Raw genomic sequence first — 17,086 nt, 5'->3', positions numbered from 1 at the left:
GGAAAATCGCCTTGCAAACCGCCCCGACGGATGAGTACGGGCGGGACTACGCTATTGACACACCGTCGGCCTACTCCTGGGGGTAGGTTCAGCGCCGCCCGAGTGGAGCGGAATCATCCTAGGCCAGCAGCCGCAACGCCGTGTAGATGGCCATGCCCAGCGCAATGGTCGCCAGCATGCGGCGCGTGGCGGCATAGAAGGCAATCGCCGCCACGCCGGCAATCAGGCGGTAGTTGTCGAGTCCCAGGACCAGATGCCCCTGCCACGTCGCCAGATCCGGCATGATGATGGCGACCAGCGCGGCGCCGGGCGCGTACCGCAAAGCGCGCTGCAGGCGGTCCGGCAGCGCCACGTGCGACCCAAACATCACAAACATGGCGCGCGTGAGGATGGTCATCACCGTCAGCAGCGCGATCAGGATCCAGATTTCCAGCGCGCTCATGACCGCTCCTCACGACCATTGCCGGATCCGCGATGCGTGTTATCCGCGTGATACGCGCTGCCCGCCCTCCCGGCGTTGCCATCTGCTGCGCCGTCATCATCCCCGTCATGCGCATGCCGATGGATCGCCCGCAGCGTGGCGCGGTCGGCCAGTTCGTCGCCAGCCATGCCGATGGCAATCGCGCCGATCACCGCCGCCACCAGACTGAGCCGGTATGGCAGATCGAACAGCAGCAGCGACAGCACCGCCGCGACCCCGACCGCCAGCAGGCTCGAGCGTGAACGGATGGTCGACACCATCACCGGGATCAGCGCCAGCGTGCCGGCCAGGCCGACACCCCACGACTCCGGGAAGGCGCTCGCCACGAGAATGCCGAGAATGCTGGCGACCTGCCAGGTCACGAAGTTAGTGACCGCAATGCCCCAGAAATACCCCTGCTTGCCTGGCGCGTAGCCCGGTTCCGTGTAGCGCGCCATGAACAGCACGAAGGTGATGTCGCCGTTGAACGAGCCCAGCAGGGTGCGGCGCAGAAAGGGCAGATAGGCGAAATGCGGCTGCAGCGCGGCACTGGTGATAATAAAGCGCAGATTGACCAGCATGGCGGTGAGCAGCGAGGTCCAGATCGGCAGGCCGGCTGCCATCAGCGGCAGGATGGCCAGTTGCGCCGCGCCGGCATACAGGAACAGCGACATGACGATCGCCTGCGGCACCGTGAGCACCGACTTGCTCATGGCGATGCCGGTCACCAGCCCCCAGGAAAACACCGCCGGAATGGTCGGCACGAAGGCCCGCACACCCTCGAGGAAATGGGTCCGCTCGATCTGCGGGCGCCCGGCCCACAAGGTGACCCACACCCGGTCGCGGAGCGTTCCCGGCACACCACGCCGCGGCCGATCGCCCTGAAACTGCGCCTGGAACAGGGCTAGGAGCCGCATGCGCAGAAGCGCGAACCACCGCGGGGGATTCATGGATGAAACGACCGGTTGCATCAAGGGAGGGAAGCCGCGAGTATAACCCGGGACACCCCGCGCCACATGGCGCGATCATGGTATGGAGGAGCATACCGATACACCACATCGGCACATGCGGCATGGCGTCCACACTGCCCCGCCGCATCCGCCCGCCGCGCCGCCTTCCGGCGCACAAATCGGTGCCGGCGGCTTATAATGCAATGCTTTGCACCCCGCACACAGGAACAGGAGAAGCGCATGTCAATGGCCGACCGCGACGGCAGTATCTGGATGGATGGCAAACTCGTTGACTGGCGCAGCGCCAACGTGCACGTGCTCACGCATTCGCTGCACTACGGCATGGCCGTGTTCGAGGGCGTGCGTGCCTACAAGACGCCGGAAGGCACGGCAATCTTCCGCCTGCAGGAACACACCCGCCGCCTGCTCAATTCCGCCAAGATCTTCCAGATGAAGGTCGGCTACGACGCCGATACGCTGATGGCTGCGCAGTGCGAAGTGGTGCGCGCCAACAAACTCGAATCATGCTACCTGCGCCCGCTGATCTGGGTCGGCTCGGAAAAACTCGGCATCTCGGCGCGCGACAACACCATCCACACCGCCATCGCAGCCTGGTCGTGGGGTGCCTACCTCGGCGAGGAAGCGCTGGCGCAAGGCATCCGCGTCAAGACCTCGTCGTTCACGCGCCACCACGTCAACGTCTCGCTGGTGCGCGCCAAGGCCTCGGGCTACTACATCAACTCGATCCTCGCCAACCAGGAAGCCACTGCGCTCGGCTATGACGAAGCCCTGCTGCTCGACACCGAAGGCTATGTGAGCGAAGGTTCGGGCGAGAATGTGTTCGTGGTACGCGACGGCACCATCTACACGCCGGACCTGGCCTCGTGCCTGGACGGCATCACGCGCAACTCGGTGCTGCAGATCGCCACCGACCTCGGCATCCCGGTGCGCGAGAAACGCATCACGCGCGACGAGATGTACTGCGCGGACGAAGCCTTCTTCTCCGGCACCGCCGCCGAAATCACGCCGATCCGTTCGCTCGACGACCGCGAAATCGGCAGCGGCGCGCGCGGCCCCATCACCAAGCAGATTCAGGAAACCTTCTTTGCCGCCGTTGCCGGCAAGAATCCGAAATACCGCCACTGGCTCACCCTGGTGTGACACGTACGCGAACCATGACACAAGCCCAACAGAAAACCGCCGGACCCGATGCCTTCGTCGAAATCGGCGCCGATGACATTCCACTCCATTGTCCCAACCGCAACACGCCGGCGTGGAGCTACCATCCGCGTGTGTTCCTGCCGCTGGAAGCATCCGGCGACGCCAAATGCCCGTACTGCGGCACGGTGTACCGGCTCAAGCCGGGTACGGTGCTGAAGGGTCACCACTGAGCGCGCCACGCGTCCGCTCCTTCTACCGGTCTCGCGGCCCACGGGCCAGCGGGGCGGGATTCGATCCGCGACAGTGCGGCGCACGCATGCGCCCGGTCCCATCATGAAGAATAGCCACTACGCTCCACCGCTACGCGGGTCGCTGCTTCCCGAGGGAGCCATGTTTCAGTATGGGGCTACCCTGATATGAAAAAAGCCCTGATCGTCGCCCCCAACTGGATCGGCGATGCGCTGATGGCGCAGCCGCTGTTCGCGCTGCTGAAAGCACGGCAACCGCGCCTGCAGCTCGATGTCCTGGCGCCCAAATGGGTCGCGCCGGTGCTGGCGCGCATGCCGGAGATCACGCAAGTATTTCCGACCGAACTGGCGCACGGCAAGCTGCAGCTCGGCGCGCGCATGATGTTCGCGCAGCAGCTCAAGGGCGAGCAGTACGATGCCGCCTACATCCTGCCCAACTCGCTCAAGTCGGCGCTCATTCCGTGGCTGGCGGGCATTCCGCTGCGCATCGGCTATCGCGGCGAGGCGCGCTGGGGCCTGCTGAATGTGCGCCACGCCAACCCGCCGCGCAAGTCGCGTCCGCCGATGGTGTCGCACTACGCCGCGCTTGGGCTCAAGCCTGGCGCACGCCTGCCCGAGACACTGACGGATCCGGTGCTGAAGGCCTCGCCGCAACAGGTTGGCGACACCGCCACGCGCTTCGGCATCGACCACCACACGCGCGTCATCAGCTTCTGCCCCGGCGCGGAATACGGCAGTGCCAAGCGCTGGCCCGCCGAGCACTTCGCCGAACTGGCGCAGATGCTGCGCCGCGCCTATCCGTACACCCAGATCATCGCCCTGGGCTCCTCAAAGGATTCGGCCATCGCCGAGGAAATCGTCAACCGCGCGCCGTTCGTGCGCAACCTCTGCGGGCAAACCAGCCTGGATGACGCCATCGACCTGCTGGCACGCTCCGAGGCGGCCGTCTGCAACGACTCCGGGCTGATGCACGTGACCGCCGCGCTGGGCCGTCCGCAGGTCGCGGTGTTTGGCTCCAGCGATCCGCGCCACACCCCGCCGCTCTCGCCCGCTGCGAGTATCATGTGGTTGCAGCTGGAGTGCAGCCCGTGCTTCGCGCGCGAGTGCCCGCTCGGCCACCTCAACTGCCTGAAGCAGATCGGCCCCGAGATGATCTTTGTCGAACTGCGCAAGCTGCTGCAGCGTTCCTGACCTTACGCGCCCATCTTTCGAGCCCATTCACATGCCACGTTTCGCCCGCCTGTTCGAAGCCGCCGAGGACACCCTGGAGTCGTTCCGCGAAGCCATGAAGCGGCGCGATGCCGAGGCCGTTCTGCGGCTCTGGCTGGACGACGAATCGGTCAGCTGCATCCTGCCGGACGGACAGCGCGTGGTCGGGCTGGAGCGCCTGCGCACGGTATTCACCACCCTGCTCGAAAGCCAGCCGGTGTGGATCGAAACCGTCGGCATCGAAAGCACCTCCACGCTCGGCGTCTCGGTGTTCCAGGCCACCGAAGCCATGCGCTTCAACCTCGACGCCATCGAGGCCGACCTATACGTGCACACCACCTACGTGCTGATGCAGAACCATGAAGGCTGGCGTTTCAGCCATATCCACTGCAGCCCCGCCAGCGAAACGCAACTGGTCAGCGCCGATGGCATCGGGACGCCGGTACGGCACTCGATGCATTGAGCGGCGCAAGCAATATGATCTGGCGTGGTTATCTGGCCGTGCCGTGCCGCAGTCCTGCCTGCGGCTGCTGGTCTAACCAGAACCGCATCGCTTCATTTTGATCGCGCCCCTCAGCCGGCAGAGTCCCCATCCCGTGACCGCACCTCCCGATCCCGGCCCTCCTTTCGACGACACCTGCGCTGCGCCCTGGTGGCTACCCGGCGGCCATGCGCAAACGATCATCCCTGCCCGCCTGATGCCCGCGCCGCGCGTGCATTACCGGCGCGAACGCTGGGACACGCCCGATGGCGACTTCATCGACCTTGACTGGAGCACGCATGCCTGCGTGACCGACACCCCGCTGGTGGTGCTGTTCCATGGTCTCGAAGGCAGCTCCGCAAGCCATTATGCGCGCGGCCTCACGGCGGCGCTGGCGGCGCGCCAGTGGGAAGGCGTGGTGGTGCACTTTCGCGGTTGTTCGGGATCGCTCAATCTCGCCCCGCGCTTCTACCATTCCGGCGATGGCGACGAAATCGACTGGGTCCTGCGCCGCCTGTACCAGACGCATTGCGCTGCCACGCGCCGCCCGCTGTATGTCGTCGGCATCTCGCTCGGCGGCAACGCGCTGCTGCGTTTTCTTGGCGAACGCCGGGAAGACGCCGCGTTCGTCACGGCCGCCGCCTCCGTCTCCGCGCCGCTCGATCTCACGGCGGGCGGCATCGCCCTGTCGCGCGGTTTCAACATGCTCTACACGCGCATGTTCCTGCAGACGCTCAAGACCAAGGCGCTTGCCAAGCTCAAGCAGTATCCCGGCCTGTTCGATGCCGATGCCATGCTCAAGAGCCGCGACCTGTATGCCTTCGACAATATCGTCACCGCCCCGCTGCATGGCTATCGCGATACCGACGACTACTGGCACCGCGCCTCGGGCAAGCTCGTGCTCGACGCCATCACCGTGCCGACGCTGGTGCTGAACGCGCGCAACGACCCCTTCCTGCCAGCCGCGGCCCTGCCACGCAGCGCGGATGTCTCGCCCGCCGTCACACTCTCCCAGCCCGCGCACGGCGGCCACGTCGGCTTCTTCGCCCGCCATGCCGGCTGGCGCGGGCACCTTCCGCCGCTGGGCCAGTCCAACTGGCTACCGCTGCGCGCACTGCGTTTCTTCGATGCATGCGCAACGCCATCGATCGCTACCGCGCGCACGACAGACACGGAGACCGCCCATGGATGACATCGTCAAACAGGCCATGCGCAAATGGCCCGATGTACCGAACTGCTTCGGCTGGCTCGCACTCGACCGGCGCGGCCAGTGGCGCATGCGCGACGATGCCGCACAGCAGGCAGGCGCAGCTGGCGACCCGATCCGCCATGACGGCCTCGTGCAGTTCATCGCGCGCAACTATCAGTGCGATACCGACGGCCGCTGGTTCTTCCAGAATGGCCCGCAACGGGTTTTTGTCGAACTGGAATACACCCCGTGGGTCGCGCGCTTCCACGCAGGCCGCGTCACGGTGATGACCGGCGATGCGCTCCAGGTCGAGACATGCCTGCTGGATGAGCACGGCAATCTGCTGCTAGCCGGCACGTTTGGCACACTCGATGGCATCGCCGGGCAATCAGCACAACATCGGCATATTGCACTGCTCAGCGATACAGACTTGCAGGCCATCGAAACCTGCATCGCCTGGCGCGATGGGTACGATGAAGGCGACCCGGACGCCAGCCCCGGCGATCTCGTCATGCCCGACGGCACGCGCCTGCCGATTGCACGCATCCGCGCCGACGCAGTCGCATCCCGCTTCGGATTCATCACGAGCCCGCAACGGCATCCGCACGCCAACGACTGAACGCGAGCGGCCGTCGTAACGCCGGGCCGGCATGCGTCGGATGCCGACGGCCATCTCATCTAACGTCGCTTCACAGCATGCCTCGCGGCGCGCTCCGTATCGTGTCGCATCGCACCGTCCACACTACCTCACACAGCGTCATCCAAACGCGTCACAACGATCCCAGGCTCGCAATCCGCGTCGCAACTACGCAACGTAAGAATTGCTTTGATCAGAGAAAAATCTATCTGAATTCCTCTCCGCTATTGCATCTATCAGGGACATAAGATTCGTCAATTTAGTTAACAAATTTTGCAGAACGCGAAGACACACTAGTTTTCGGTTCGTTTCACTATTCAACGTGGCAAGAGCAGGCCCAGCCTTCTAGCATCCGAATCCTCTGCACGTCGTGCGATACGCACCCGACGGCACCATTGGATGAGGATGGCATGGCCCACAAAGCAGTTCCACCGACAGCACACCTGCCCCGCTTGCAAGGCGCACCTCGTACGCTGCCGATGATGCTTCGGGCCGGTTGCTCGTTGCTGGTCGTCGCACTACCAGCGCTTGCACAGACCATACCGGCGCTGCCCTCAAGCAATCCACGTACCGCTGCCGAAGAGGGCTTGCGCCGCCAGGAAGACCTGACGCGGCAACAGCAACGCCAACTCGCGCCGCAGGGTGGCGATACGCTGCAGCCCGGTGAACGCGTTGCCGTCAGCACGCAACTGCCGGAAGAAACGCCGTGCTTCGTGCTGCGCGACATCCGTATCGCTGCGCCTGATGGCCCACCCAGTGACGCACCACACGACGCACCGGACACCACCTCGCCAGCCGCACGCTTTCCCTGGCTCGCTACAGTGACCGCGCCATTTCTCGGCCAGTGCGCGGGTACGGCCGGTCTGCGGCAGATTGCCTCGGCGATCGACGGCGCATTCATCGAGCGTGGCTATGCCACCACGCGTGTGCTGCTGCCCGAACAGAATCTGGCCGATGGCGTGCTGCACCTGCAACTGCATGTGGGCCGTGTATCCGGCGTACGCATCGAAGAGCAGCAGGCCGATGGCACCCCGAAGCCCGTCGCATGGGGCACCTGGCGCAATGCGTTTCCCGTGGACGTGGGCGAACCGCTGAACGTACGCGACCTCGAACAGGGCGTGGAACAGATGAACCGCGTGCCTTCGCAAAGCGTCGGCACGCGCATCGAGCCGGGCACCGAACCCGACACCAGCGAAGTCGTCATCGTGCGCCGCAACGGCGACCTGCCGCAACGTGTGCGCGGCGGCCTCACCGTCGACAACGCCGGCAGCAGCACGCTGGGACGCACACAGGCCGCCGCCTATCTCGCGCTCGACAACCCGCTCGGCCTGAACGACATCGTTACACTCTCCGGCAACACCAATGCCGAACGTACGCGCAGCGACCACCGCAGCCAGAGCGCAGGCATGTCGTACAGCCTGCCGTTCGGCTATCACACCTTTACGGTCAGTGCCTCGCGCAGCCGTTTCGCCCAAAACGTCCAGGGCACCACCGTGTCCTTTCTGTCGAGCGGCCAGAGCAGCAATCTCGACTTCCGCTGGCATGCGACCGTGTGGCGCTCTGCATCGGCCAAGCTGGGCGTATTCGCCGGCATTGGCACACGACGGGCCAGAAGCTGGCTCGACGATGTGGAACTGCTGGTGCAGCGCCGCCGTACCACCAATGCGGAACTCGGCGTCACCTACCGCCAGTTGTTCGGCGATGCCACGCTCGATATGGAAGCCGGCATGCGCAAGGGTGTGTCCTGGTTCAACGCGCAGGACGATCTGCCCGCACAGGAAGGCGTGCCGACCTTGCGCCCCCGTATCGTCACGCTCTCGGCTGGCTATGTGCAGCCCTTCCACATTGGTAAACAGCCGTTCCGCTACAGCGGCACGGTGCGCGCACAGTTCACGCGCGATACCACGCTCTCCATCGACCAGATGGCCATCGGCAGCCGCTACACCGTGCGCGGTTTCGATGGCGACAACGTCCTGCTGGCCGAGAACGGCTATGTCATCCGCAACGAATGGCTCATGCCGGTACGCATCGGCGCCCTGCCTGACGGTTTCGACAGCGCGCTCTACCTCGGCCTCGACGCAGGCCGCGTCTGGGGCCGTTCCGACGTCATGCTCGCCGGCCGCTGGCTGGCCGGTGCCGCACTCGGCCTGCGCGCTGGCTGGCGCGGCTGGCAGGCCGACATCGCCATCGCTGCTCCGCTGTATTACCCGAAAGGCTTCCGCACTCGCGGCTGGAGTCCTTATCTCTCTCTGACCTACGGTTTCTGATCCGACAGGAGTCCTCCATGAATCAGCATTGCCACCGCGTTGTCTTCAATCGCGCCCGCGGCCAGATGATGGCGGCCCCGGAAACGGCTACCGGCCAGCACAAGACGGCATCGGGACAGCGCCGCGCCGCACGCGCCACCCTTGCCACACAACAGGTCCGCCGGATGACTGCCGGCGCATTGGCCGCGCTGGCACTCTGCCATGGCTTGCCGGCGTACGCGCAACAGCCGATCAGCGCCGCACCCGGCGCGCCCGCCGGCCAGCGCCCGATCATGGACGCCGCCGGCAACGGCGTACCACTGGTGCATATCGCTCCGCCCAGCGCGGCGGGTGTCAGCCGCAACCAGTACGACCAGTTCAACGTCAACCAGAACGGTCTGATCCTCAACAACAGCAGCGGCCCCGCGCAGACACAGCTCGGCGGCTGGGTCACCGGCAATCCCCAGCTCGGCTACGTACCCGCGCGCATCATCCTCAACGAGGTGGTGTCGTCCAACCCCTCGCAGTTGCGCGGCACCATCGAGGTCGCCGGACAGCGTGCCGGCATCGTGGTCGCCAATGTCAACGGCATCACCTGCAATGGCTGCGGCTTTCTCAACACCGACCGCGTCACCCTCACCACCGGCCACGCGCAATTCGGCAGCGGAGGCGCGATCGCCGGTTTCGACATCCGCCAGGGCACGCTCTCGGTCGGCGGCGACGGCCTCTCTGCCACGCAGGTCGAACAACTCGACCTGCTGGCACGCGGCCTGGTCATCGAAGGCGAAATCTGGACACGCAACCTCAATGCCATTGCCGGCGCCAACCAGGTGCTGTATGCCTCGCTGCAGTCCACGCCGCAAAGCGGCAACGGCACGGCGCCCACCTTCGCCATCGACATCAAGGATGTCGGCGGCATGACGGCCAACCAGATCTACCTCGTCTCCACCGAGGCCGGCCTGGGCGTCAACAGCACGGGCCGCCTCGCTGCCCTGCAGGGCAACCTCACGCTGTCCGCCAACGGCGATCTCACCGTGCAGAAAGCCTATGCCCAGCAGGATCTCGCTGCGAGCGCGGCCGGCAATGCGCGCTTCACCGAAATCGCCCAGGGTCAGGGCAACACCACCCTCAGCGCCGGCGGCACGCTCAGCGCGAGCGGCATGCTGGTGGCCGGCAAGGCGCTCGAGCTGCGCGGCGCCAACCTCGCCCTGCACAACGCGCAGGCCAGCGCCGGCCAAACGCTGACACTCAGCACGTCCGGCACGCTCGACACAACCAGCAGCCAGCTTGCCTCGGGCGGCACGCTTAACGCCACCGCCGGCGGTGCGGTGCGTACTACCGGCAGTACCTGGAAGAGCGCCAGCGGCATGCAAGTTAGCGGTGCATCGCTCGACAACCGCCTGGGCCAGCTCATGACCGGTGGTGCGCTTGATGTGGCCACCGCCCAAGGCATCGACAATCGCAGCGGTGCACTCCTCGCGCAGGGCCCTGTACAGATCGATGCAGCCAGCCTCAACAACGCGGGCGGCACGATTGCTTCCACGCGGAGCAGCGTCGCTGCGCGCACAGGGAACGGCGCCTTCGACAATACACAGGGACAGCTACAGGCCGGCGGCAATATCGCGTTGACCACAGGCACGCTCACCAACCGCGCCGGGGTGATCAGCGGCGGTTCCATCACACTGGCGAGCGGGGGCTTCGACAACACCGGCGGCCAGCTTCTGGCCGGCTCCACGCTCCAGACCACCACCAGCGCATTCAACAATGATGGCGGCATCGTGCAGGCCGGCAGCACAGCGCAACTCGATACGCAGGGCAATGCCTTCAGCAATCGCGCCGGTAGCGTTACCGCCCTTACCGGCACACTGGCCCTGAACACGCATGGTGCAACCCTCGACAACACCAGCGGCAAGCTGCAATCTGCCGGCAACCTGGCACTCGACAGCGGTACCCTGCTCAACCACGATGGCCTGCTCAGCGGGGCCGATGTCACTCTGCACAGCGGGAATGTCGACAACACTGCCGGCAGCATGCTGGCCAGCGGCCGCCTGCTAGCCACCACCGGGGCATTCGACAACACCGAGGGGCTGGTGCAAGCCGCCAGCGGACTCGCGCTCGACACGCAAGGCCAGGCATTCACCAATCGCGACAGCGGCACCAGTGGTGGCATCGTCTCCGGCGGCACGCTCGACCTGCGCGCTGGCTCGCTCGACAACACGGGCGGCTATATCGGTAGCCAAGGCAACCAGACCCTCGCCATTGCCAACACCGTCAGCAACGACGCCGGCCACATTACCTCCGACGCCAATCTCACGCTGAATGCCGGCATTGTCGACAACGGCACCGGCCTGCTCAGCGCCACGGATACCCTGCAGATCACCAGCGACGATCTGCGCAACAGCGGTGAAATCAGCGCCACCACCACGCGCCTGCGCATTGCCGACACACTCGACAACACCGCTACCGGGTTGATCGATGGCGTGCAGACCGACATTCGCGCCGGCACCACCAACAACACAGGTCGCATCTACGGCGATACGCTGAATCTCGCTGGCGGCACGGTCAACAATACCGGCACTGGAACCATCGCTGCCCGCGACACACTCCAGATCGGCGCACAGGCCCTCAACAATACTGACGGCGCGCTGATCTACAGCCTCGGCGACATCGGCATCGCTGGCGACATCGACGCCAGCGGCAACCTCACGGGCCGCATGCAGACGCTGCTCAATGCCTCGTCCACCATCGAAGCACGTGGCAACCTCAGCATCCAGTCCGACACCATCCTTAACCGTAACGATCATCTGGTCACCGGTTCGACCACCACGACCACCACCGTCTCCGAACGGCTGATCCAGCCCAACGGCAGCACCGAGAAATACGATCCCGCTATTCTGGGGTGGGATCCGTACTACAAGGACAATGGCCGCTACGTACTGCCGAGCGAGCAGTATCCGTTCAGCCGCTATGGTGCTTCACCGCGCAAATCGGCTACCTACGAGATCTGTGAGAATGGCGGCGACATATTCAACTGCACCACGGCCTACCGCTACAGCGACACTGATCCGATCTGGGCGACCTTTGGCGTCGCTCCTCCGGATTACAGTGGCCTCACCCTGCCTGTCGAGCCTGTCGGCGGGGGCGGCTGCATGCTCGCCAACGAAGGTGGCACTGTACGCAACATGATGGGCGCCTGCGGCACCTACTGGAACGCCTACGACGCATACAACGAAGCTGTCGCCGAACGCAAGCAGCTCGCCGCAGCAGCCCTCGATCAAAAGCTCACTGCCTTCAACAACGATGTGCAGTCGCGCGGCTTCGAGGTCTGGAACGAATATGAAATCACCAGCCGCACCGTGACCGAGCCCACCGTTACCGACAGCCGGCCTGCCCGCCTGCTGGCCGGCGGCGACATGCTGCTCGACGGCAACGGCGTCAAGCGCAACGACAGCAGCGAGATCGTCGCGGGTGGCACACTTACCGTGCGTGGCGGCACGGTCCAAAATACGGGCGTAGAAGGTATTCGCTCCGAAACGGAAAACGGGCGTGTGCGCTTCCGGCGTATCGAGCATCACGGCAACTGGAGCGACAACTACACCGAAGAACTGAGCGCGTGGAGCGACTTTACCCCCGCGCCTATCACCAGCACCGTCACCCTCGCCAACTACCGCTATGAGGACCACGCCGCCAACCCGACCGCCGCACGTGATGTGCAAAACGCCAACGGCAGTGCGCCTGTCGGTGGCACCCACCCCTTCGCCCCGCCCGTCATCAGCATCACTCCTGGACCCGACGGCAGCCAGATCCTCACTGGCGGCTTCAACCTCACCCTGCCCGGAGGTTCGCTGTTCCACATCAATACCAATCCGGGCGCGCGCTACCTGGTCGAAACCGATCCACGCTTTACGCAGTTCCGCAACTTCATCAGCTCGGACTACTTCCTGCAGACACTCAAGCGCGATCCCGAGCGTGAACTCAAGCGCTATGGCGACGGCTTCTACGAACAACAGCTGATCAACGACCAGATTCTCGCGCTCACCGGCCGCCGTTACCTCGACGGCTACCGCGATACCGAAGCCGAATACAAGGCCCTGATGGACGCCGGCGTGCTGTTCGCCCGCCAGTACCAGCTCACACCAGGCGTGGCGCTCAGCGCGGAACAGATGGCGCTACTCACCACCGACCTCGTCTGGCTCACCGCCCGTACCATCACCCTTGCTGACGGCAGCACCACCGAGGTTCTGGTGCCGCAGGTCTACCTGCGCCGCACACGCACCGACGACCTGCGCCACAGCGGTGCGTTGATGGCTGCCACCGACATCGACGTGCACACCACCGGCGACCTGGTCAACAGCGGCACCATCAGCGGCAACGGCGTGACCCTGCGCTCTGACCGCGACATCGTCAACGAGGGCGGCACGCTGCGCGGGCAATCGCTCTACGCCCGTGCGAACAACGATCTCAAGAACATTTCCGGGCGCATTACGGGCATCACTGATGTGAATGGCAATGGCGGCGATGTGACCCTGCTCGCAGGCCGCGATCTGGTGCTCGACACCCGCACCCTGCAATCCGCCAACCCGAACGGCACGCGTACCAGCATCGACCGCATCGCCACCGTCGAAGGCGGCGCCATACGCATGGACGCAGGCCGCGACCTGATTGCCCACGGCGCGGATGTCACCGCAGGCAAGGATCTCATCGCAACTGCCACGCGCAACGTCGATGTCGGCACGGTGGAAGCAGCCGTCAGCACCCGCGTCGAGCGCTGCGGCAATGTCAACGGCCGCAGCGGCTACATCGAGGAAACCGCCAGCGCACATCGCGGCAGCGTGTTCAGTGCCGGTGGCAATCTCGCCCTGGTCGGCAACAACAATGCCGACAACAGCGGCGGCACGGTGCGACTGCATGGCAGTACGGTCGCCGCGGGCGGCAATGCTCTGATCCAGGGCAGCGAGGTCAGCATCGAAGCCGCGCGCGACCGCACCATGGTCGATGTACAGAACGTGAGCCGCGACCAGTACACGCGCACCATGCGGGATATGGAGACGGCCAGCGGTGGCAAGGTCACCGCCGGCAACAATCTGACCATCCTCGGTAAACGCGATGCCAATGGCGAAGGCGGAAATATCTCGCTGCGCGGTGCCTACGTCAGTGCCGAACACCGGCAAGCGAGCTTGATTGCCGACAACAATCTGACTGTCGACACCCTCACCTTGCAGGATCGCAGCATCGATGAAAGTTTCATGCGCAAGAGTGGCTTCCTCAGCAAGACGGCGATTGAACAAGGCTCCTACGCCGAAGGCACGCGTGCTGCAGGCAGCGCCATTACCGGTAACACCGTACTCCTCCAGGCGGGCGACAAAGACAAGAAACAGGGCGATATCCTTATTCGCGGCAGTCAGGTGATTGCCGATGAGGGCATGCGTATCAGCGCCGGCCACGATCTGCAGATCGATACGGCACAGGAAACGCGTAATCTCGCCTCTCACTACGACAAGAAGACAAGCGGGCTATTCTCCAGCGGCGGGGCGAGCGTTACCATCGGTAAGCGGCAGATCACGCAGGACACGGATACCCGCAGCATTAGCCATATCGGCTCGGTCGTCGGCAGCCTGGCTGGAGACGTGGAGCTCAGCGCCGGAAACCGTTACATCCAGACCGGCAGCCAGGTCAACGCACTGGCCGGAGACGTTCACATCGACGCCATGCGTGCCACCATCGACAACGCAGTTGATACGGTGGACCACGCGAGCGATTACCGTTTCCGCCAAAGCGGGCTGACCGTCGCAGTGTCAAGCCCGGTCATCGCTGCGGTGCAAACCGCGCAGCAAATGCAGCGCGCCAGCCACAAGACCGATGACCGCCGCATGCAAGCCATGGCTGGCGCCACCACCGCCATGGGCGCATACAATGCCGCACAGGCGGTGCAAGCCGACCCCCAGTCCGCAGGCGGCCTGAGCATCAGTGCAACCATCGGCAGCAGCAAGAGCGAGAGCCACACGACACAGCAGAGCCGCACCGCCGTCGGCAGCAGCATACGTGCTGGCGGCAACGTCAGCATCCGCTCTACCGGCGGCCGCGCGGACAGCAACATCGATATCATCGGCAGCAGCATCGCCGCAGGCAACGATGTCACCCTAAAAGCCGATGGCAAGGTCAACCTGCTCGCCGCACAGAACACCTTCGAACAGCACAGCACCAACCGCAGCCGGAGCGCCGGTGTGGGCGTAGCAGTCACACTTGGCAGCAATGGTACCTCCTTTGGCGTCACCGCCAACGCCAGCGCCGGGCGCGGGAATGCAGACGGCCGCGACGTTACACACACCAATACCCACGTCACTGCAGGCAACACCCTCACGTTCGACTCCAAGGGCGACACCAACCTGATCGGCGCCGTCGCCAAAGGCCGGCGCGTCGTCACCGATGTAGAGGGCAACCTCAATAGCGAAAGCCTGCAGGACACCAGCACCTACAGCAGCAAACAGCAGCACATCGGTGGCAGTGTTACGGTTGGCTACGGCTTTGCAGGTAGCGCTAACTACAGCAACAGCCGTGTCAATGCCGACTACGCCAGTGTCACTGAACAGACTGGCATTTTTGCGGGTGACGGTGGTTACCACGTGGATGTCAAAGGCAATACCAATCTCAAGGGTGCAGTAATCACCAGCAGCGATCAGGCCATCGCTGACGGCAGCAATTTCTTCCGTACCAGCACGCTCACGCACAGTGACATACAAAACACGGACCAGTACAAGGCGTCGGGCATCAGCCTCGGAGGCGGATACGGCAAGAGCACGCAGCCGCAGGGCACGACCCAGCGTTTCCTGCCAGGCACAACCGGCGCCGCTGCCGGCGTCAGCCAAGAACGCAACAGCCTGAACAGCACGACACGCAGCGGCATCAGCACAGGCACCGTAGTCGTGACAGGACAGGATGCCAGTCAAGCGCTCGCCGGACTAGAGACCAACCTTGGTGGCAGTGCCTCGGTCAACAGCCTCGCAAAAAACTGGGATGGCCAGAAGCTGCAGGAGAAGGTCGAAGCCCAGGCCCAGATCACCGGGCTGTTTGGGCAAAGCGCCGCCAAGGCCATTGGTGACTACGCAACCGGCAAACTACGCGAAGCACTGCAACTCAGAACGCAGGCATCGCAGGAATCCGATCCACGGAAGCAGGCAGAACTCGCGGCACAGGCTCAAGATATCGAGAATCACTGGGGCGAAGGCGGTGCCTATCGGGTTGCCCTGCATACCGCCACAGGTGCGCTGACCGGGAACCTCTCAGGGGCAGCCGGTGCATTGACATCGAGCACGATCATGCCTGCGCTGGCAGAGCATCTGGACCAGATGGGCGCACCCGAAGCGGTACGGCAAGCTGCCACAGTGGTTGCTGCCACCGCCCTCGGGGCAGCGACCGGCGGTGCTGCGGGCGCGGCTGCCGCGATGAATGTGGATGTGAATAACCGGCAGTTGCATCCGGACGAGCAGCGATGGATCAGGCAGAATGCCAAGCGCTTTGCTCAGCAGCAGGGTATCTCGGAAATGGAAGCTGAACGGCGGCTGGCACAACAGGGATTCCGCCAAGTGCAGGCAGGCGTTGAAGGTCCAGATGACGGCGCAGCCCGTGCATTCCTCTCGCAGGCAAAAGGAATGCTTGCACCCGACGGCAATAGCGGTCCCGGCTATATGTTCTACGCCACACCAGATCAGAAGGCGAATATCAACATGTATGCCAGTACGGTCATCAACAATCCCGAGTCACAGGCGTTCTATATTCGGAATCAGTTGGTGCAGCCGTCTTCCCAGAAAATTGCAAGTGCCAGTCAGGCGGACCAGCAAGTCCGTGAACTGCTGGCGAAGGCAACCCTCGGCGCAGGAGCTGCTGCTGTAGCCACGGCAATACCGCCCGCCCTCTCGTTCTGCCTGAGTAATCCTGTGGCATGCAATCGGATCGTCATTGCCGGTGGAGAAATCGCTGCGGGGGATGCGCTCGGGCCGGCGGGGTTGGCTGTCGGGACGATTGCGGGAGTAAAGGCAGTACGCTCTGCCGAGGAAGTCAATGCGGCGATGAGAGTTCGTGGCTGGGAGCCGGCGTGGTCGCCGGGAACACCTGTTATCAATACGGTTCTACAGCCTGGCACCAAGGTCAATATGATTGTTGATGCAAAAACGGCAGAAGCGATTTCGAAAGGGAAAGTGGATGAATTTGCCCCGGGAGGCTGGGCAACATTCGACGACATCACTTCGACTGCAATCGATATGCGTCAGCGAGCAGCAATTACCAATCAGTTCAAACCAAGTGGAGATGGGCCCTTCTATGTGGTTCAAATGGAGATCACTCAGTCTGTTTCTTCTAACATTGGATTCGTAGGGAAACAGACCGACACAACAGGTAACCTACTGCGCGGCGGCGGCACGCAAGTGCAGTTTGATGAGGCAATCAGAGCTCAAGATAGAAATTCATTTCTTAGGCCAATCTCTGTCCCGAAGTTACTGAATTAAAAGG

General features: G+C 64.0%; 10 protein-coding genes. 8 read left to right on the top strand and 2 right to left on the bottom strand.

Features of this window, described 5'->3' with window-relative positions; all coding sequences use genetic code 11:
- Positions 1 to 118: 118 nt before the first annotated feature.
- Positions 119 to 442 carry an AzlD domain-containing protein gene (locus tag ACQ3C8_RS02770; protein ID WP_009524195.1) on the bottom strand — a complete coding sequence of 108 codons (324 nt, stop codon included), beginning with the start codon at positions 440 to 442 and terminating at the stop codon, positions 119 to 121.
- Positions 439 to 1,296: an AzlC family ABC transporter permease gene (locus ACQ3C8_RS02765; RefSeq protein ID WP_428853019.1), complete on the bottom strand. Its 858-nt coding sequence runs from the start codon at positions 1,294 to 1,296 to the stop codon at positions 439 to 441. The genes ACQ3C8_RS02770 and ACQ3C8_RS02765 overlap by 4 nt, the downstream gene beginning before the upstream one ends.
- A 354-nt stretch (positions 1,297 to 1,650) precedes the next feature.
- Here ACQ3C8_RS02765 and ACQ3C8_RS02760 point away from each other — a divergent pair, with 354 nt between their 5' ends.
- From ACQ3C8_RS02760 to ACQ3C8_RS02725, 8 genes are all read left to right on the top strand, one after another.
- On the top strand, positions 1,651 to 2,571 hold the full coding sequence (locus ACQ3C8_RS02760; protein ID WP_009524193.1) for a branched-chain amino acid transaminase: 921 nt from the start codon (positions 1,651 to 1,653) through the stop codon (positions 2,569 to 2,571).
- Positions 2,572 to 2,585: 14 nt separating this feature from the next.
- Positions 2,586 to 2,801 (top strand): zinc-finger domain-containing protein, encoded by a 216-nt coding sequence (locus tag ACQ3C8_RS02755; protein WP_009524192.1) that lies wholly within the window; start codon positions 2,586 to 2,588, stop codon positions 2,799 to 2,801.
- A 186-nt stretch (positions 2,802 to 2,987) separates the two neighbouring features.
- Positions 2,988 to 4,010, top strand: a complete 1,023-nt coding sequence (waaF, locus tag ACQ3C8_RS02750; protein ID WP_009524191.1) for a lipopolysaccharide heptosyltransferase II — start codon at positions 2,988 to 2,990, stop codon at positions 4,008 to 4,010.
- A 31-nt stretch (positions 4,011 to 4,041) separates the two neighbouring features.
- Positions 4,042 to 4,491 (top strand): YybH family protein, encoded by a 450-nt coding sequence (locus ACQ3C8_RS02745; RefSeq protein WP_428852364.1) that lies wholly within the window; start codon positions 4,042 to 4,044, stop codon positions 4,489 to 4,491.
- Positions 4,492 to 4,624: 133 nt separating this feature from the next.
- A complete protein-coding gene (locus tag ACQ3C8_RS02740; protein WP_428852363.1) occupies positions 4,625 to 5,701 on the top strand; it encodes a YheT family hydrolase in 1,077 nt (358 codons plus the stop codon).
- Entirely contained in the window at positions 5,694 to 6,317 is a 624-nt protein-coding gene (locus ACQ3C8_RS02735) for a DUF2946 family protein (protein WP_428852362.1), read from the top strand. Before ACQ3C8_RS02740 ends, ACQ3C8_RS02735 begins: the two co-directional genes overlap by 8 nt.
- Positions 6,318 to 6,745: 428 nt before the next feature.
- Positions 6,746 to 8,602 carry a ShlB/FhaC/HecB family hemolysin secretion/activation protein gene (locus ACQ3C8_RS02730; RefSeq protein WP_428852361.1) on the top strand — a complete coding sequence of 619 codons (1,857 nt, stop codon included), beginning with the start codon at positions 6,746 to 6,748 and terminating at the stop codon, positions 8,600 to 8,602.
- A 17-nt stretch (positions 8,603 to 8,619) separates the two neighbouring features.
- On the top strand, positions 8,620 to 17,082 hold the full coding sequence (locus tag ACQ3C8_RS02725; RefSeq protein WP_428852360.1) for a hemagglutinin repeat-containing protein: 8,463 nt from the start codon (positions 8,620 to 8,622) through the stop codon (positions 17,080 to 17,082).
- The last annotated feature ends 4 nt before the right edge of the window (positions 17,083 to 17,086 follow it).

The organism is Imbroritus primus (assembly GCF_964332355.1).
GTDB classification, from domain to species: domain Bacteria; phylum Pseudomonadota; class Gammaproteobacteria; order Burkholderiales; family Burkholderiaceae; genus Imbroritus; species Imbroritus primus.
Note: the sequence above shows the minus strand (reverse complement) of the source record. Positions and strands in the feature narration are given on the sequence as shown.

Bases quoted from the DNA above. Each gene is read 5' to 3' on its own strand.
- ACQ3C8_RS02770 (WP_009524195.1), bottom strand. From the start codon at position 442: ATGAGCGCGCTGGAAATCTGGATCCTGATCGCGCTGCTGACGGTGATG.
- ACQ3C8_RS02760 (WP_009524193.1), top strand. From the start codon at position 1,651: ATGTCAATGGCCGACCGCGACGGCAGTATCTGGATGGATGGCAAACTC.
- ACQ3C8_RS02755 (WP_009524192.1), top strand. From the start codon at position 2,586: ATGACACAAGCCCAACAGAAAACCGCCGGACCCGATGCCTTCGTCGAA.
- waaF (WP_009524191.1), top strand. From the start codon at position 2,988: ATGAAAAAAGCCCTGATCGTCGCCCCCAACTGGATCGGCGATGCGCTG.
- ACQ3C8_RS02745 (WP_428852364.1), top strand. From the start codon at position 4,042: ATGCCACGTTTCGCCCGCCTGTTCGAAGCCGCCGAGGACACCCTGGAG.
- ACQ3C8_RS02735 (WP_428852362.1), top strand. From the start codon at position 5,694: ATGGATGACATCGTCAAACAGGCCATGCGCAAATGGCCCGATGTACCG.
- ACQ3C8_RS02730 (WP_428852361.1), top strand. From the start codon at position 6,746: ATGGCCCACAAAGCAGTTCCACCGACAGCACACCTGCCCCGCTTGCAA.
- ACQ3C8_RS02725 (WP_428852360.1), top strand. From the start codon at position 8,620: ATGAATCAGCATTGCCACCGCGTTGTCTTCAATCGCGCCCGCGGCCAG.